The sequence below is a fragment of the Pseudooceanicola endophyticus genome, from assembly GCF_018760365.1.
In the GTDB taxonomy this organism is placed as follows: domain Bacteria; phylum Pseudomonadota; class Alphaproteobacteria; order Rhodobacterales; family Rhodobacteraceae; genus Pseudooceanicola; species Pseudooceanicola endophyticus.
The window spans coordinates 24,018-42,004 of sequence record NZ_JAHIAB010000013.1; the positions used below are offsets into that span (position 1 = coordinate 24,018).

Consider the following 17,987-nt stretch of genomic DNA (forward strand, 5'->3'; position numbering starts at 1 on the left):
TTGGCACCTCTCTCAGGCCTGGACCAGCGGGCCGGGGGACTTCACGTAGTCGGAGACGATCTTGGCCGCCGCATGGTAGGTCAGCGCGCCGATCATGTCGGTCGGGTTGGCCTGGAAGTTCTGCGGGAAGGCATTGCCGCCGGGCACGAAGACGTTGTGGCAGTCCCAGCTTTGCAGGTACTTGTTCAGCGCCGAGGTCTTCGGATCATCGCCCATCACCGCGCCCCCCACGTTGTGGGTCGAGACATAGGGGCGCAGATCGTACTGGCTGTCCATCTTCAGGAAACTGGCATGGTAGCTGTCGGGCCCCAGCTGGTCCTTGATCTTCAGGCAGATGTCCTTGAGGTACTGCTGCAGCTTCAGCTCGTTCTCCTTCCAGTCGAAGGTGATCCGGGCCATCGGGTTGCCAAGGTGATCGCTGTAGGTGGGATCCAGATCGACGTAGTTGCCGCGATAGGACATGCAGGTCGTCGTGATCGAGATCTTCATGTGGTGGCCGTACCAGTCGCGCATCCCCTTCTTCCAGCCCATGCCCCAGCCGGGGGTGCCCTCGGGAAGGGGCGTGCCGATCGGATTGCCGTTGGACTGCGAGGAATGGATCTTGGCGCCGCCCAGGAAGCCGTGCTTCACCCCGTCCTCGAAGCCCGCGCGGGGCGAGACGTCGTTGAACATGACGCCGGTGGCCCCGGCGGTGGCGAAGGGATTGAACTCCTTGTCCTTGAAGAACATGCTCACGCCGCCGTTCGACAGGAAGGCGTAATTGCGCCCCACCACGCCCTCTCCGGTCATCGGATCATAGGGCGTGCCGATCCCCGACAGCAGCATCAGCCGCACGTTCTGGAACTGGAACGAGCACAGGAACACCATCTTCGCGGGCTGGAACACCTCCTGCCCGGTCTCGTCGACATAGGTGATGCCCTTGGCGGTCTTCCCGTCGTCGTGCAGCTCGACCCGGGTGACCTCGGCATTGGTCTTGTAGTCGAAGTTCTTGTGCAGCTTCAGCGCGTCCAGGATCGTCGTCTGCGGCGAGGCCTTGGAATAGTTCAGGCAGGGATATTTGGAGCAGAAGCCGCAGTAGTTGCAGGGCGCGATGTTCTGACCATAAGGGTTGGTCCAGGCCTGCGAGACATTGGCCGAGGGGTTCGAGAACGGGTGGTAGCCCATCTTCGTCGTGGTCTCGCGGAACATCGAGCAGTTCAGCGTGTCTTCCAGCGCCGGCAGCGGGTAGGGGTTCGAGCGCGGGCCCTCGAACGGGTCGCCGCCCGGCTGGATGTCGCCGCGCAGGTTGCCGGTGGTGCCGGACTGGCCGCAGACCTTCTCGAAGAAGTCGAAGTGCTTCTCCATCTCGTCCCAGGTGACCGGGAAATCCTGCACCTGCATGTCTTCCTGCAGCTGGCCGGGGGCATAGACCTCGTCGGCATAGGTCTTCAGCTTCAGGTCGGTGGGGGTCGGGCGCAGCATCACCGCGGTCCAGTGCAGGCCCGCACCGCCGACGCCGTTGCCGGGGCAGAACGAGCCCCACTGCCGGGTCGGCAGGGCCGTGCCGCCGGTGTCGTGGCGCACCGTCACCGCGGCGCTCGCGGGCTTGGCAAAGACCTTGTACAGCTTGTCGTAGCCGTACTGGTCGGCGGGTTTCGGATAGGCGAAATCCTCGCTCGTCTGGTCCGGGCCGCGCTCGATCGCGCGCACCTTCAGGCCGGCTCGGGCCAGTTCCATCGCCATGATGGATCCGCTCCAGCCCAGGCCCACGACAACGGCGTCGACTTCGTCATTCACAATAGCCATGTGCTATCTCCTTTAACCGTTGCCGCGCCTCAGGCGCGCATGCCCTGGACGCTGACGGGACCCAGCGGATAGGGGACGTTGTGCTGGGTGACCCATTCGCGGAAGCTGGCGCGGGCGCCGGGGTAGCCGATCATGATCCAGGCCCCCATGCCCTTGTTGCCGCCGTACATCGGGTCCGAGAGGTAGCCGTTCTTGGTGTCGCTCCAGAGCTGGCCGAAGAAGTTCGAACCGCTCAGGTAATCCTCTCCCATGGCCAGGAAATCGACCTTGTCGGACTGCACGTCGCTCAGGAAGGCGTCCTGCTCGTCGGCGCTCAGGTCCTCGAAGGCCTTGCCATGGGCGGCCTGGGCGGCATCGGCAAAAAGCTTGAGGCCACGCTGATAGACCTCGGAGGGCAGGTAGGGCATCTGGTAGCCCATCAGCGGGCTGGGGCGTTTCGGAAACGGCCCCTTCAGGTACCAGTCCTGGCCGTAATCACCCCCGATCTGCATGTCGAGGAACACCGGCACGTTCGCCTCAAGCGCGCCGGGGCCGATCTTTTCTCCGTCGCCATCACCGGGGATCAGCCGGTCGGTGATCGCGCAGAGCAGGCGGAATTCGGCATCGGTGAAGAAGCCCGGAGTATAGCTGGCCAGGTCGGGGGCGGCCTGGTCCAGCACGGTGGCCGCGCGGACGCTTTCGAACGGCACGCCAAGGGCCGCCGCGCTGGCGATCGCGGCGGTGCCCAGCATGAAGCCGCGCCTCCCGAAGCTGGAACCGGATTTTCGTGTCATGCAATGCTCCTTCGGGGCTGGGAGGGGACGGAGTCGCGGCCTGGCCCGGACGCACAGGCAGACCCTTCGCCCGCGCAGTCGGCCTGCGTGCGGGACGGTCAGACAGCCATCTGTACCTCTCGGAAATGCGGGTCCTGGGGCGGGCCCGCTCGAATTCGTGCATGGGGCCCGGCATCCGCAAGGGACGCCACGTGGCCGGAAACTCATGCCAGCCTAGGTCCATGCAACTGATATATTAATTATACTTTGGAATTAGGGAACGGGATTTCTTTGGATTGTCATGCAAATGCGCGGTCGAGAATTATCGACCGCATCGGCATTTGACGGGACCTTTCGCCGCACTATCGCGCGCCCGCAGGGGCGACAGCAGGCGCGGTCGTCGCAAGGGGCCCGATTGCTCAGGCCAGTTGCAGATAGGCGGGGAAATCCTGCGGCGGTTCGATGATCGCGGTGATCTTCAGCTGCGCGATCATCCGGTCGCGCGCCTTTTCCAGATGTGTCGACAGCATGCTGGCCGCCGCCGGGATCGAGCCCGACAGCGCCAGTTCCACCACCTGGCCCAGCTCCAGCAGGGACTGGGTGTCCGGCGGCAGGCCAAGGGCGAACAGCGCCGCCTGGCAAGCCTCAAGCGCCAGCCGGTTGCCCGAGGCGCTGTTGCCCAGATCCTCGTTCGGGGTGGCCAGGATCACCGTCTCGAAGAAGCGGCGGTCCAGGGCGAACCACTGCCGCGCGCTCAACACCGCGTCGGGGGTCAGGCTGTTGATCTCGTCCATCAGGGCGCGCAGGTCGTCATAGCGCAGCTCGGCCGAGCGCAGCGCCGCGACTTCGAGGATGGCGCGCAGCTGGTACTTGTTCTTGATCATCTGCGAGGTCAGCGGCTCCACCACCCAGCGGGAGGTGCGGTTCTTCTGGATCAACCCGCGTTCCTGCAACCGGCCCAGCACGTCGCGCACGATGGTGCGCGAGACGCCGTATTCCTCGGCCACCAGCGCCTCGATGATCCGGTAGCGGCCGAAGACCGGGCAGCGGGTCACGTGCCGTTCGACATCCTCGTAGATGCGCAGCCAGTTCGGCTTGCCGACACTGTCGTCGAGGCTGGTCAGGTCCATCTCGATCTGGCGCAGATCCTCGCGGCGCGGGCTGTCGGAGCCGCAGACCAGAAAGCCACGCCCGGAAAAGCGCCGGATGCGGCCCTCGGCCTCGATCATCTCCAGCGCGCGCTTCACGGTGGCGCGCGACATGTCCATGCGTTCCGAAAGCGCGCTCTCCTGCAGCACGAGGCCGGGATAGAGCAGCCCGAGCGCGATATTGTGGCGGATCAGCTCTGCCGCCGTCTCGAACAGCGTCGCGCGCTTGTCGTGGTCTTCGGGCTCCTGCGCTGCTGCGGACCTGGCCATGGCTATCCCTTCTGAAACCTGGGCGCAGAATAGGCACCCCGGACTTCGGGGGGAATGGCTTTCTCATCTGTACGCAAAAATCGTTTCTGAGTCGCCGGGCCCACCCGGGCATCCTGCCGAAAATCGCGGCCATCCTTCACGAAGCGACCTATTTTTAGGCTATATTTTGTTATAATATCACAAAAATCAGATCCGTTAACGGTTTTCTTGATGCAAAGATCATTTTGAACTTGGTCCGCGCGGCAGAATCGATGTTTGCATAAAAAAATCGTTAATCAGGGAGCGCACCGTGCTGACAGTCAGGCAAGTAAGCCGCAGATATGGCGAGACCGTCGCCCTGGAGGGGCTTAGCCTCGAAGTGCCCGCCGATACCTACATGTCGCTGCTGGGGGCCTCGGGCTCGGGCAAGACGACGCTGCTGCGGCTGATCGCGGGCTTCGAGGAACCCGATGCGGGCCAGATCGCGCTGGACGGCACGCGGCTGGACGGCAAGCCGCCGCATCAGCGCGACATCGGCTTCGTGTTCCAGAACTTCGCCCTGTTTCCGCATCTGAGCGTGGCCCAGAACGTCGCCTTCGGGCTGCGCTACCGGGCCGCCAACCCGCTGACCGACAACGAGGAAATCCGCGCGCGTTCAGAGGCGGCGCTGGAGCTGGTGGGGCTGAAGGGCTTTGGCCATCGCGGCATCGGCGCGATCTCCGGCGGGCAGCGTCAGCGGGTGGCGCTGGCACGCACCCTGGTCTGCGAGCCGCGCATCGTGCTGCTGGACGAACCGCTGGGTGCGCTTGATGCCAACCTGCGGGCCCGGATGTGCGACGAGCTGAAGGCGATCCGCGAACGGCTGGGCGTCAGCTTCCTGCATGTCACCGGATCGGAAACCGAGGCCCTGACCATGGGCGACCGGGTCGCGGTGCTCTCGGGCGGGCGGATCGTGCAGGCGGATGCGCCAGAACGGCTGTTCGCCGAGCCTGCGAATGCCCAGGCCGCGCGCCACCTGAACGCCTGGAACATCTTCGATGCCGGGCTTTGCGCCGGGGGCGGGGCGGGCCAGCTGGGCGTGCGCTTCGACCAGATCGACATCAGCGCGCCGGGGCAGGCGCCGGGCGCCCATCTGCGGCTGCCGGCAAGGTTCCTGGCCGGGGAATTCAACGGTCCGACCGCGCTGTCCTTCTTCCGCGCCGCCGACGGCAGCCTGCTTCAGGTCACCGATCACCTGAGCCAGCCGCGCCTTCCCGACCTGGTCGAGGGCCAGGATTACGACCTGCATTTCGCGCCCCAGACGGCGCGCCAGTTTCCCGGAGCCGCCCGATGACCGCCCTTTCGACCGACAGCCCGATGCCGACAGAGACCTCTCCGGCGCAGTTGCGTGAACGCAAGGACCGCCGCCGCGCCTGGCTGCTGCTCAGCCCCGGGCTGCTGTGGATGGCGCTCTTCATGGTGCTGCCGATGTGCATGGTGGTCTATGTGTCGTTCTGGACGCAGACGACCTTTTCGGTGAACTCGACCCTGACGACGGCCAGCTGGGAACGTTTCCTGGGCTCCGCCACCTACCTGCACGCCATCGGCACCACCCTGCGGGTCTGGGCCATCGTGCTGGCGGCCACGCTGATCGTCGGCTACCCGGTGGCGCTCTATATCGGGCTGTTTGTGCGCAACAAGACGTTGCAGACGGCGCTTCTGGTCGCCTGCGTCATCCCGTTCTGGACCTCCTTCCTGATCCGCGTCATCGCCTGGCGCCCGATGCTGGGCACCGAGGGCGCGATCAACACCATCCTGATGAAGCTGGGCCTGATCCACGAGCCGCTGACCTTCCTGCTGTTCTCGGAATTCTCGGTGCTGGTCGGCATGACCCAGATCTACTGCGTCTTCATGGTGGGCCCGGTCACCTTCATGATCGGTCGCATCGACCCCTCGGTGATCGAGGCGGCGCGCGATCTGGGCGCCTCCTTCGGGACCATCTTCCGCCGCATCATCCTGCCGCTGTCGCTGCCGGGCGTCATGGTCGGCGCGATCTTCGTCTCGGTCATGGTGCTGGGCGAATTCGCCACCGCCGCCTCGCTCTCGGGGCGCAAGGTCAACCTGCTGGGCAACATCATCGTCAGCCAGGTGGGCTCTCTGAAATGGGCCTTCGCCGCGGTCGCGGGCGTGGTGCTGACCCTCATCATCACCGCCGTCATCGCGCTGGCCCTGCGCATCGTCGACCTGCGAAAGGAAATGTGAGCCATGGAATCCCGCATTCTCCGCCCGACCCTGGGCCTTTACGCCGCCGCCTTCCTGCTTTTCCTCTACGGCCCGATGATCGTGCTGACGATCCTGTCCTTCCAGGGCCCCGAGGGCGGCCCGCAGTTCCCGGTGCAGGACTGGTCGCTCTACTGGTACAAGCAGCTTCTCGGGCTGAGCGAGGCCTCCCGCGTGGCGCAGCTGCCGGTCGGCGACAGCCTGCTGCGCTCGATCACCCTGGCCTTCATGACCACCGTGGTCTCGACCGTGCTGGGCGTAATGAGCGCCGAGGCCTTCCGCACCCGCTTCAAGGGGTCGGGCCCGGCCTTCTACCTGATCATCCTCGGCATGATGGTGCCGGGCGTGCTGGTGGGCCTGGGCATGGCGCTGCTGTCGAGCACGCTGGGCATCAGCCGGGCCTGGTGGGGCACCTCCTTCGTGCTGCACGTGGTCTACACCTATCCCTTCGCCTTCCTGGTGATGCTGGCGATCTTCAACCGCTTCGACCGCACCGTGGAAGAGGCCGCCCTGTCGCTGGGTGTCAGCCCGGCCCAGACCTTCCGGCGGGTGACCTTCCCGATCATCTTCCCGGGCGTGCTCTCGGCCATGCTGTTCAGCTTCACGCTCAGCTACGACGAATTCGCCCGCACCCTGTTCACCGCCGGTCGCGACCTGACGCTGCCGCTGGCGATCTACGGCACCTTCTCGGTCGAGATCCATCCCAACATCTTCGCCTTCGGCGTGCTGACCACCCTGTTCAGCTTCACCCTGCTGGTCATCTACGGCCTGCTGATGAAGCGCTTCACCAACCGCGCCGCACGCTTTGCCGGCCAGGAGGACAACGGATGAGCGCCCTTGTCACCGGAGCGGGCTCTGGCATCGGGGCGGCGATCGCCCTGCGCCTTGCCGCCGAAGGCCATGCCGTCGCCGTCAACGACCTGACGCAGGAGGGGGCCGCCGCCACCGTCGCCCAGATCACCGCCGCCGGCGGCACCGCCCGGGCCTATGGCGCCGATGTCAGCGATGCCGCCGCCGTAAACGCCATGCTGGCCGCCGTCACCGCCGATCTGGGCGCACCGAAGATCCTGGTGAACAACGCGGGCTTCGGCCACCAGGCCCCGTTCCTCGAGATCGCGCCCGAGACCTTCGACCGCATCTTCGCGGTGCATGTGCGCGGCACCTTCCTGTGCACCCGCGCCTGCCTGCCGGCGATGCTGGCGGCGGGGCAGGGGATCATCGTCAACGTCGCCTCCCAGCTGGGGCAGATCGGCGGGGTCGAGCTGGTGCATTACGCCGGTGCCAAGGCCGCCATCATCGGCATGACGAAATCCCTGGCACGCGAGGTTTCGGCCCGTGGCGTGCGGGTCAATGCGGTGGCCCCCGGCCCGATCAACACCCCCCTGGTCGAGGCCCTGTCGGAAGACTGGAAAACCGCCAAGCGCGCGGAACTGCCCCTGGGCCGCTTCGGCACCCCGGCCGAGGTCGCGGGCAGCGTCGCCTTCCTGTGCTCGGACGATGCCGCGCTCTTTGTCGGGCAGACGCTGGGGCCCAACTCCGGCGACGTGATGCTCTGAGCCCCCTCGGAAAGAAGAAAGACATTCAAATGGACAAGAGAACTGTTCTGGTCACCGGCGCCGGTATCGGCATCGGGCGGGCCGCCGCGCTGGCCTTCGGCGCCAATGGCGATCACGTGGTGGTCACCGATGTGCTTGAAGCCGAGGGCCGCGCCGTCGCCGAGGCGATCCGCGCCGCCGGTGGCAGCGCCGAATTCCAACCCCTCAACGTGCGCTCGACCGAAGATGCCGATGCACTGGTCGCCGATCTGAACGCCCGCTTCGGCAGTATCGACGTGATCGTCGCCAATGCCGGGATCGCCCTTCGGGTGCCGATGTCGGAGATGACCGACGAGAAATGGCACGAGACGCTGGATGTCGACCTTTACGGCATGATGCGGGTGATCCGCCCGGCACTGCCGGCGATGAAGGCGGGCGCCTCGATCATCTGCCTCTCCTCGATCATGGGCACTGCCTATGGCTGGGACGAGCATGTGCATTACTCCACGGCGAAATCCGGCGTCATCGGCATGATCCGGGGGCTGGCGGTGGAATATGCCGGGCGCGGCATCCGGGTGAACGGCGTCGCGCCAGGCTACATCCGCACCGCGCAGCTTCTGAACCCCGGCCACAGCCTTGGCCCGGACGCGGCGGATATCGCCTCTCCCTACATCCCGATGGGGCGCCTTGGCGACCCGGAGGAGATCGCCAGCGTCATCAGGTTCCTTGCCTCCTCCGATGCCTCCTACCTGACGGGTCAGGTGGTGACGGTCGATGGCGGGCTGACCCCCGGTCGCTACTGAGCGGCCCAAGACCAGGGGCGACCCAACACCCCCCATTTTCATCCTTCCAGCAACAGGGAAATCCGCATGTCGATGACAGCAAACAGACGTTCCTTCCTGAAATACGGTGCCGCCGCCGGGGCTGCGGCGCTTGGCACGGGCCTGCACCCCTGGGCGCGCATGGCCTATGCGGCCAACCTCTCGGACGAGGCGCTGCGCACCACCGGGCTTTCGACCACCGTGCAGGACCGCATCCTGCAGATGTTCAAGGCGCAGTCCGGCGTCGGGTCGGTGTCGGGCACGCCCTCGACCTACCCCGATGCCCAGACCAAGATCCTCTCGGGCTCCTCGGATTACGACTGCTGGGAAATCATCGGAGAGCGTCTGCCCGCCCTGATCGCCACCGACAACGTGGAGACCATCCCGGCGGCTTCGATCAGCAACTGGGCCTCGATCCGCGACACCTTCACCAAGGCCGACCCGAAATGGGGCCCGAAGGCGCAGATCTCGGGGCAGATCTGGGCGGATGACGCGCAAAGCCAGCTCTACATGGTGCCGGCGGTCTATAACTACGACTCCATCGGCTACAATCCCGAGGTCCTGTCGGACGAAGAGGCCAACACCTGGACCGCGATCTTCGACGACAAGTGGAAGGGCAAGTCGGGCCTGAACGTCGATCCGCTGATCGCCATCGGCCAGGCCATCCTGGCGATGAAATCCCTCGGGCTGCTGGATGCGAAGAACCCCGGCAACCCGACGGTGAAGGAAATCGACGAGGCCGCCAAGTTCCTGATCTCGAAGAAGAAGGGTGGCCAGTTCCGCGCGCTCTGGGGCGATTTCGGCGAACTCGTGAACCTCATGGCCTCGGGCGAGATGGTGGTTTGCGACGCCTGGCAGCCGGCAGTCATGGCGGTGAAGGCACAGGGCAAGCCGGCGAAATACGCGACGCCCAAGGAAGGCTACCGCGCCTGGGCGATCGGGCCCTCGATGCTGAAGGGCACCCCGAACCGCGAGGCCGTCATCGCCTATGCCGATTTCTGGCTGTCCGGCAAACCCGGCATCATCGTGACCGAGCAGGGCTACTATTCGCCCTCGACCAACATCAAGGACGCGATGGATCCCGACGCCTATGCCTTCTGGTACGAGGGTCAGCCCTGGAAGGGCGAGGCGCAGAACGGCATCAACCCCGGCGATCTGCGCGATGGCGGTTCCCTGGAAGAGCGCGCCTCCAACGTCGCCTACTGGCACCAGTGGCCCGATGAATACGACCACCTGATCCAGCGTTGGGACGAGTTCCTGAACGCCTGATCCCCGGCGGGGCGGCGGGCGATCCGCGCCGCCCCGACCCCAGCATTCCCAGACGCGTTTCCCAGACGAGGCCCCGCATGCAGCATGATCTTGAGCTGATTTCCGTCGGCAAGACCTATTCCGACGGCACCGTCGCCGTCTCGAACTTCGACCTGAAGGTCGCCAAGGGCGAGTTCGTCGCCTTCCTGGGCCCCTCGGGCTGCGGGAAGTCGACCACCCTGCGCATGATCGCGGGCTTCGAGGACATCACCGAGGGCGAGGTGATGATGATGGGGCGCAACGTGACCCATCTGCCGCCCGAAAAGCGCCCGACCTCGATGATCTTCCAGAACTACGCGCTGTTCCCGCACATGACGGTGCGCCAGAACGTGGCCTTCGGCCTTGACGTGAAGGGGATGGCCAAGGCCGAGCGCAATCGCAAGGTCGACCGGATCCTCGACATGTTCGACCTGGAACCCTACGCGGATCGCAAGGCCGACCGGCTGTCGGGCGGGCAGCGCCAGCGCATCGCCCTGGCCCGCGGGCTGGTGGTGGAGCCCGAGATCCTGCTGCTGGACGAACCGCTGGGTGCGCTGGATGCGAACCTGCGCCGGATCATCCAGAACGAGCTGAAGCTTTTGCAGCGCGAGCTGGGCATCACCTTCGTCTTCGTCACCCATGCCCAGTCCGAGGCGCTTGGCCTGTCGGACCGGGTGGTGGTGATGTCGAACGGCGTGGTCGAACAGATCTCGCCCCCGCGCGAGCTGTACCGCCGCCCCGCGACGCCCTTCGTGGCCGATTTCATCGGCTCCAACACCATCCTGCGGGGCCGTTCCGTGGGCACGGATGGTCCGGCGTTCGGGCGTATCGACACCGCCGTCGGCCTGATCGACGGCGTCGGCCCGGCAGGCGCCACCATGGCGGTGATCCCCGCCGAAGCCTTCCGCATCCAGCCGCAGCACACCCCCGGAGAGGTGCATCTGCCCGGCACCCTCAGCGCCCGCCGCCTGGTCGGTGCGGTCGGCCACCTGAAGGTGCGCCTGGCCGATGACACCGAGATCGCGGTCGAGATCGGCGCCGACCGTCCCGAGGTCCGCGCCCTGCAGATCGGCGCGCCGGTGACCCTTGGGGTCGATCCGGCCTCGGTCACCCTCATTCAAGCTTAAACTATCCGACAGGAGACACTTCCCATGGCAAAAGAAATTCTCGTTGGCTTCGGCATCGACGTCGATGCGGTCGCAGGCTGGCTCGGCTCCTATGGCGGCGAAGACAGCCCCGACGACATCTCGCGCGGGCTGTTTGCCGGCGAGGTCGGAGCCATCCGCCTGCTCGACATGTTCGACAAGTTCGGCATCAAGACCACCTGGTTCATCCCCGGCCACTCTGCCGAGACCTTCCCCGAGCAGATGAAGGAAGTCGCCAAGCGCGGCCACGAGATCGGCATCCACGGCTACAGCCACGAGAACCCGATCGCCATGACGCCCGAGCAGGAAGAGGCGGTCCTCGACAAGTGCATCGCCCTGATCACCGAGCTGTCCGGCCAGCGGCCCACCGGCTATGTCGCGCCCTGGTGGGAATTCTCCAACGTCACCAACGAACTGCTGCTGAAGAAGGGGATCAAGTACGACCACTCGCTGATGCACAAGGATTTCGAACCCTACCGCGTGCGCGTCGGCGATACCTGGACCAAGATCGACTATACCGCCAAGCCCGAGGACTGGATGAAGCCCCTGGTGCGCGGCGAGGAGACCGACCTGATCGAGATCCCGGCGAACTGGTACCTTGATGACCTGCCGCCGATGATGTTCATCAAGAAATCCCCCAACAGCCATGGTTTCGTGAACCCCCGCGACATCGAGCAGATGTGGCAGGACCAGTTCGACTGGGTCTACGAGAACATGGATTACGCCGTCTTCCCGATCACCATCCACCCCGATGTCTCGGGGCGGCCGCAGGTGCTGCTGATGCTGGAACGCCTGTTCAAGCACATGAAGGGCCACGAAGGCGTGCGCTTCGTCACCATGAACGAGATGGCCGACGATTACGACCGCAAGTTCCCCCGGTCGTAAGGCCCGCGCGGGCGGGGGCGTGTCGTCCCCGCCCGGTTTCGACGACGAAAGGACCGGGCCATGTGCTCTCTCTGCGGCATCCTTGGATGCGATGATCACTGGACCAACGCGGTGGACCGCCCCGGGGTCTATTCCCGCAACCGCGACAGCCAGTCCCGGCGCATGGAAACCGCCCGGCGCCTGAAGGCGGTGAACCGGATCGCCTCCTACCGGCGGCTCAGGCTGGAGGTCTGGCAGGGCCGCTCCTACGTGCTGTCCTCTGCGACCGGGGCCAGCAGCGTCTTCGAGGCGCTCTCGCATCTGTGGCCCGAGGCCGAGGCGCTGGCGGGGCGCGCCTTCGATCCGCTGGACGAGGGGCTGATCGCCTGGATGGAGGGCCAGCGGACATGAGCGGCGCCCATCCCCTGACCCCGGTGATCCTGCTGACGGGCTTTCTGGGCTCGGGCAAGACGACCCTGCTGCAACGGCTTCTGGACGATCCGTCGATGGCGGGCGCGGCGGTTCTGATCAACGAATTCGGCGAGGTCGCGCTGGACCATCATCTGCTGGACCGGATCGACGATACCGTCGTGCTGCTGAAATCGGGCTGCATCTGCTGCACCGTGCGCGGAGAGGTGGCCGATGCGCTGCTGAACCTCGAAAGCCTGCGCGCGCGCGCAGAGATCGCCTTCGACCGCGTGGTGATCGAGACGACGGGCCTGGCCGATCCCTATCCGGTGCTTCAGACGCTGACCGCCCATCCGGTGCTGCGCTCGCATTTCGCCCATGGCGGGGTGCTGACCACGGTGGATGCGGTGAACGCGGGCCGGCAGGTCGATCACCGCGCCGAGGCCGTGCGCCAGATCGCCGCCGCCGACCGCATCGTTCTGACCAAGACCGACCTGGCGCCACCGGGCACCGAGGCCGCGCTGCGCGACCGCCTGGGCCGGATCAACCCGACCGCCGGGCTGGTCACCAGCGCCGATCCCGTGCCGGCGATCCTTGCGGATTTCGGGCCTGCCCTGCTGCCCGCGCCCCGCGAAGGCGGCCATGACGCGGCCCATGTCTGCGACGCCACCTGCAACCACGATCACGGGCACGATCACGGGCATCACCACCATCACCACCCGGGCGCCGACACGCTGGGCGTCACTAGCTTCTCGCTGGTGATCGCGGATGCAATCGATTGGACTATGTTCGGGACCTGGCTTACACTCCTTCTTCACAAATACGGTGACAAGATATTCCGGGTGAAGGGTATTCTGGTCATTGAAGGAGAGGACCGGCCCGTCGCCATTCACGGAGTGCAGCACTTGATCCATGCGCCGACGCATCTGGATCACTGGCCCGAAGGCCCGCGCCAGTCGCGGCTGGTCTTCATCCTGGAAGGCGTGTCCCCCGATCTGATCCGTCGCTCCTTTGCCGCCTTCACCGGCCTGCAAGAGGTAAGGACCGCTGCGTGAGTGAACCGCTACGCATTCTGACGACGGAAGTTCAGCCCTGGAGACTGCTCAAGGATCGCGCCGAGGCCGATCTGGGGTTCCCGCTGGAATTCATCGAGAAGGATTTCATCAATACCCAGAGGACGGCGGCGCTGGATCCGGGCAGCTACGATGTCTACGACCAGTGCTTCCACAACCTTGATATCGTCTGGCACTGGCGCGCCATCCAGGCCATCGACACCCGGCGGATCCGCCAGTGGGATGCGATGGACGACCTGACCCGGACCGCCCCCGGCTACGGGCCGCGCGGGCGCGGCGACGTGCCAGCCTCCCGGCTGTTCGTGCAGCATGACGCCACCCTGTCGCACAGTCCGACCGGGCGGATCTCCATGTTGCCGACCTATTACAACTTCGACAGTTTCGCGGTCAGCGCCCCCGGCGTCGATGTCGACCGCGACGTGACCAGCTGGGCCGAGCTGCTGAACCCCCGCTGGGCGGGGCATGTGGCACTGGTCGATGAACCCGCCATCGGGGTCTTCGATTTCGCCATGGCGCTGGCCGCCGATGGCCGGATGAGCTTTCGCGACATGGGCAACATGTCGGTGGCCGAGATCGACACCATGGCCGACCATGCCGCATCGCTGATCCAGAGCGGCCATTTTCAGCCCTTCTGGCGCCGTGCCGACGATCCGGTGGACCGTTTCCGCAAGGGGGAGCTGATGCTGGCGCCGCTCTGGGGGCCGACCATCGTGTCGATGAAACGCCATGGCATGAAGGTGCGTCAGGCCCGCCCGGCGGAAGGCTACCGCGCCTGGCACGGCGGCATGTGCCTGTCCCGCCAGCTGAGCGGGGCCAGGCTGGAGCGCGCCTATGAATGGCTGAACTGGTACCTTGACGGCTATGCCGGCGCGATGGTCGCGCGGCAGGGCTACTACATGTCGGTGCCCGAACGGGTGAAGGCGCATATGCCCAAGGCCGACTGGGATTACTGGTACGAAGGGCTGCCCGCCGCCGAGACCCTGAACGATGCCGCCGGACGCCCGATCATCCCCGAGGGCGAGAGCCGCTCGGGCGGGTCCTATCGCGACCGCTCGCGCCATATCGGGATCTGGAATTCGACCATGGATGAACACAACTACCTAGTCCGGCGCTGGAACGAGGTCATCGCCCTGGCGGCCACCAAGGGACGCGGGCAGCGCCGCGCAAGCTGAGAAGAGACAGATGAAACACGTGACACTGATTGCCACGGGCGGGACCATTGCGTCTTCCGCCCGCACCCGGGGGGCTGCCGTGACGGCGGGACTGAGCGGCGAGACGCTGCTGGCCGGGCTGCACACCCCGCCCGCCGGGATCACCGTGACGGTCGAGAATTTCGAGGCCGCCGGAAGCTACGCGCTGGACCTCGCGACGATCCACCGGCTGTGCGCCCGCATCGACGCGGTGCTGGCCGATCCCGCCGTCGATGGCGTCGTGGTGACCCATGGCACCGACACGATGGAGGAAAGCGCCTTCCTGGCCTGGCTTCTGGTCCGGTCGGAAAAGCCGGTGGTCTTCACCGGGGCGCAGCGCCATGCCGGCCAGCCCGACACCGACGGGCCCAGGAACATCGCCGACGCCCTGAGCGCGGCGGCCAGCCCCCTGCTGGGCGGCCTCGGCGCCGTGATCCTGTTCGAGGGCGACATCCACGGCGCGCGCCATGTCACCAAGGCCCATACCGCGCGGGTCGATACCTTCCGCTCGGTCGGGCAGGGCAAGCTGGGCGAGGTCGATGGTGGCACCGTCCATCTCTACACCCGCCCCGCCGCGCCGCGCCGCCCGCTGGCGGTGCCCCGGCTGGATCCCGAGGTCGAGCTGATCACCCTCGGCCTGGGCAGCACGCCCCGCCTGATGGCACTGGCGGGGGATCATGGAGCCAGCGCCATCGTGCTGTCGGCCTTCGGGCGGGGCAATGCGCCCAAGGGCTTTGCCGCCGAAACCGCCCGGCTTCTGGCGCGCGGCCTGCCCGTGGTCGTCGCCTCGCGCTGCCACGAGGGGCGCACCGCCGCGATCTACGGCGGCGACAGCGGCGGCGTCACCCTGGCCGAGGCCGGGGCGATCCCGGCGGGCGATCTTTCGGCGGTGAAGGCGCGGCTGCTGCTGGCGGCGCTGCTGGGCGCGGGCTTGACAGGCACGCCGCTGCGCGAGGCCTTTGCGGGCTATGCCTGATCGCGCCGCTCAGTGCCGGGCCAGAACCTGGCTGGGGGTGCGCGCGTAGCGCCGCTTGAAGCTGCGCCCGAAATGCGTGAGGTCGGCGAACCCCGCCGCAAAAGCCGCCTCCGACACGGTCTGCACCCGCCCCTCCGACAGCATCGCATGGGCCAGCGCCAGCCGCTGGTCGCGCAGCCAGGCGGTGGGCGTCGTGCCATCCCGGGCAAAGGCCCGGTTCAGTGACCGCACCGAGATGTTCTGCCGGCGGCAGATGTCGGCCACCGTCAGCGTCTCGTCCGTCAGGTTGTCGGTCAGGAAGCGCTTGATCCGGTGCAGGGCCGCCCCCGGATCCGGCATGGCCTCGGCCGCCGGATCCAGCAGCGCCCGCATCATCAGATCAAGCGAGGAACACAGCGTCTCGCGCGACAGCCGCCCCTCGGCGGCAATCCCGGCGAATTCGCGCAGCATCGCTGCCACCAGCCGGGTCTCGGGGCGCTCTGGCAGGCCGAGGCTGCCGCCCAGCCGGTCGGCATCGACCAGCCGGCTTTGCAGCAATGGGCGCGGCACCCGCAGCACGACGGAACTGTAGCCGCCCTCGAACCGGAACGAGAAGGGCCGGCTGGAATCGTAGATCACCACGCTGCCCGGCACATGGCGGATACGACGGTCGTTCTGGGTCAGCCAGCCTTCGCCGCTGTCCAGCACATGGATCAGGAAATGGTCGAAACTGTCGCTGCGGATATGCCGCGCGGTACGGTCATAGCTGACCGCCCCGGAGCTGAGGCGCGAGAGGTCGATATCGCCGAACCCGAAGACGTCCAGATCGCCGTCGAACCCCTCCTGATCGTGCAGGTTGCATTCGCTGGCCGAGAAGGTCCGGCTGACCAGATCGTGCCAATAGTCCCGGCGCTCCCGCGTGCTCAGGTGGCGGGTCGAGAAAGCTGCCATGGTTCTTACCCCCTGTAGGCCATCAGCCTAGCGCGAGTCCGGCCAATGGTCCGGGGCCGGGGGCTTCCGGGCGCCGGACGACCCCGGGTCACGCCATCTTGTTCGGCAATACCAAAGCGATTTGCCAAAATCTTACGCACCCGCAGAGCGACCCGGGCCGGAAAACCCGCCTCTGCGGGGCCGATTCCGGCCCTTGGCCAGCCTGATCGAACGAATGGCCGATTTGGCCGAGCCGCCCCCCGCGCAATGCCGCAGCCTGTGCGCAATGGCCGCCCCAGAGACGGTCAGCCACAGACAGACCACTTCAGGGACCCGACATGACGCTCTCCAGACGCTCCTTCCTGCAGGCCTCCGCGGCGTTGACCACGACGCTGGCCGCCCCTTCGATCCTGCATGCCAAGACCGACACGATCCGGATCGGCGGGCTGCACGACCTGTCGGGGGCCATCGATTCCAGCGGCGTGCCGATGGACAAGGCCCTGCGCTATGCGGTGGCCGAGCTGAACGCCGCCGGCGGCCTGCTGGGCCGCGAGGTCGAGGCGGTGACCTATGATCCGCAGTCCAACATGTCGCTCTATTCGCAATACGCCACCCAGCTGGCGCTGAAGGACAAGGTGGACGTGGTCTTTGGCGGCATCACCTCGGCCAGCCGCGAAACGATCCGCCCGATCTTCCATCGCTACAAGACGCTGTATTTCTACAACTGCCTCTACGAGGGCGGGGTGTGCGACCGCAACGAATTCACCCTGGGCACCACCCCGGCCCAGACCATCGCCCAGCTGGTGCCCCATGTGATGGGGCTCTGGGGCAAGAAGGTCTACATCGTCGCCGCCGATTACAACTACGGCCATATCTCGGCCGCCTGGGTGAAGCGCTATGTCGAGGAAAACGGCGGCGAGCTGGTCGAGACCGAGTTCTTCCCCCTCGACACCACGCAGTTCGGCTCTTCGATCTCGAAGATCCAGGGCGCCAAGCCCGACATCGTCTATTCGCTGCTGGTGGGCACGGCGCATCTGGGCTTCTACCGGCAATGGGCGGCCTCGGGGATGAAGGGAGAGATCCCCATCGCCTCTTCCAGCTTCGGCGGCGCGGGCACCGAGAACGTCATGCTGACCCCGGAAGAGGGCAACGGCATGGTCGTCGCCACCGGCTACTTCCCCTCGGTCGACAATGCCGCCAACGCCAGCTTCAAGGCCGGCATCAAGACGTTCTACGGCAATGATGCCCCGATCCTGGGCGAGATCTCGGAAGTCACCTACGAGTCGGTGAAGATGTGGGCCCAGGCGGTGAGCGAAACCGGCGCGACCGAGCGGATGGGCATCATCCAGGAGCTGGAGAAGGGCAAGAGCTATGACATGCCCGCAGGCAAGGTCGCGATCGACCCCGACACCCATCACACGATCCGCGATGTCTACATCGCCGAGCTGAAGGATCAGGAGATGGTGATCCAGAAGACCTTCAACGCGGTGCAGCCCTCGGACACGCAGATGGTGTGCAACCTCTCCAAGGATCCCGACAGCAACAAGCAGTTCGAGATCAGCCTGTAACGGGGCAGGGGGCCGCGC

At 66.2% G+C, this 17,987-nt stretch carries 17 protein-coding genes; 13 read left to right on the forward strand and 4 right to left on the reverse strand.

Annotation, left to right across the window (positions count from 1 at the left end; genetic code table 11):
• Positions 1-12: 12 nt before the first annotated feature.
• From KM176_RS19645 to KM176_RS19655, 3 genes are all read right to left on the reverse strand, one after another.
• The gene (locus KM176_RS19645) at positions 13-1,785 is read right to left on the reverse strand and encodes a GMC family oxidoreductase (RefSeq protein ID WP_160895609.1); all 1,773 of its coding nucleotides are present in this window, start codon (positions 1,783-1,785) and stop codon (positions 13-15) included.
• A 29-nt stretch (positions 1,786-1,814) separates the two neighbouring features.
• Positions 1,815-2,558, reverse strand: coding sequence for a gluconate 2-dehydrogenase subunit 3 family protein (locus KM176_RS19650; RefSeq protein ID WP_160895608.1), 744 nt, complete (start codon positions 2,556-2,558; stop codon positions 1,815-1,817).
• A 398-nt stretch (positions 2,559-2,956) separates the two neighbouring features.
• On the reverse strand, positions 2,957-3,955 hold the full coding sequence (locus tag KM176_RS19655) for a GntR family transcriptional regulator (RefSeq protein ID WP_160895607.1): 999 nt from the start codon (positions 3,953-3,955) through the stop codon (positions 2,957-2,959).
• Between the two features lie 289 nt (positions 3,956-4,244).
• On the opposite strand from KM176_RS19655, the gene KM176_RS19660 reads away from it, so the two are divergent.
• From KM176_RS19660 to KM176_RS19715, 12 genes are all read left to right on the forward strand, one after another.
• A complete protein-coding gene (locus KM176_RS19660) occupies positions 4,245-5,267 on the forward strand; it encodes an ABC transporter ATP-binding protein (RefSeq protein ID WP_311136175.1) in 1,023 nt (340 codons plus the stop codon).
• Positions 5,264-6,175, forward strand: coding sequence for an ABC transporter permease (locus tag KM176_RS19665; protein ID WP_202397914.1), 912 nt, complete (start codon positions 5,264-5,266; stop codon positions 6,173-6,175). Before KM176_RS19660 ends, KM176_RS19665 begins: the two co-directional genes overlap by 4 nt.
• 3 nt (positions 6,176-6,178) lie before the next feature.
• Entirely contained in the window at positions 6,179-7,024 is an 846-nt protein-coding gene (locus KM176_RS19670) for an ABC transporter permease (protein ID WP_160895606.1), read from the forward strand.
• The gene (locus tag KM176_RS19675) at positions 7,021-7,749 is read left to right on the forward strand and encodes an SDR family NAD(P)-dependent oxidoreductase (protein WP_160895605.1); all 729 of its coding nucleotides are present in this window, start codon (positions 7,021-7,023) and stop codon (positions 7,747-7,749) included. The genes KM176_RS19670 and KM176_RS19675 overlap by 4 nt, the downstream gene beginning before the upstream one ends.
• Positions 7,750-7,778: 29 nt before the next feature.
• Positions 7,779-8,531, forward strand: coding sequence for an SDR family NAD(P)-dependent oxidoreductase (locus KM176_RS19680; protein ID WP_160895604.1), 753 nt, complete (start codon positions 7,779-7,781; stop codon positions 8,529-8,531).
• 66 nt (positions 8,532-8,597) lie between these two features.
• Positions 8,598-9,818, forward strand: coding sequence for an ABC transporter substrate-binding protein (locus KM176_RS19685; protein WP_160895603.1), 1,221 nt, complete (start codon positions 8,598-8,600; stop codon positions 9,816-9,818).
• Between the two features lie 77 nt (positions 9,819-9,895).
• Positions 9,896-10,963: an ABC transporter ATP-binding protein gene (locus tag KM176_RS19690; protein WP_160895602.1), complete on the forward strand. Its 1,068-nt coding sequence runs from the start codon at positions 9,896-9,898 to the stop codon at positions 10,961-10,963.
• 24 nt (positions 10,964-10,987) lie between these two features.
• Entirely contained in the window at positions 10,988-11,866 is an 879-nt protein-coding gene (locus KM176_RS19695; protein WP_160895601.1) for a polysaccharide deacetylase family protein, read from the forward strand.
• A 60-nt stretch (positions 11,867-11,926) separates the two neighbouring features.
• Entirely contained in the window at positions 11,927-12,256 is a 330-nt protein-coding gene (locus KM176_RS19700) for a hypothetical protein (RefSeq protein ID WP_160895600.1), read from the forward strand.
• Positions 12,253-13,308, forward strand: coding sequence for a CobW family GTP-binding protein (locus tag KM176_RS19705; protein WP_160895599.1), 1,056 nt, complete (start codon positions 12,253-12,255; stop codon positions 13,306-13,308). Before KM176_RS19700 ends, KM176_RS19705 begins: the two co-directional genes overlap by 4 nt.
• The gene (locus KM176_RS19710; RefSeq protein WP_160895598.1) at positions 13,305-14,498 is read left to right on the forward strand and encodes an ABC transporter substrate-binding protein; all 1,194 of its coding nucleotides are present in this window, start codon (positions 13,305-13,307) and stop codon (positions 14,496-14,498) included. Before KM176_RS19705 ends, KM176_RS19710 begins: the two co-directional genes overlap by 4 nt.
• Positions 14,499-14,508: 10 nt before the next feature.
• On the forward strand, positions 14,509-15,492 hold the full coding sequence (locus KM176_RS19715; protein ID WP_160895597.1) for an asparaginase: 984 nt from the start codon (positions 14,509-14,511) through the stop codon (positions 15,490-15,492).
• Positions 15,493-15,501: 9 nt separating this feature from the next.
• On the opposite strand, the gene KM176_RS19720 is transcribed toward KM176_RS19715, so the two are convergent.
• Positions 15,502-16,422: an AraC-like ligand-binding domain-containing protein gene (locus tag KM176_RS19720; protein WP_160895596.1), complete on the reverse strand. Its 921-nt coding sequence runs from the start codon at positions 16,420-16,422 to the stop codon at positions 15,502-15,504.
• A 317-nt stretch (positions 16,423-16,739) separates the two neighbouring features.
• Between KM176_RS19720 and KM176_RS19725 the strand changes: the two genes are divergently transcribed.
• Positions 16,740-17,969: a transporter substrate-binding protein gene (locus tag KM176_RS19725; RefSeq protein WP_160895595.1), complete on the forward strand. Its 1,230-nt coding sequence runs from the start codon at positions 16,740-16,742 to the stop codon at positions 17,967-17,969.
• The last annotated feature ends 18 nt before the right edge of the window (positions 17,970-17,987 follow it).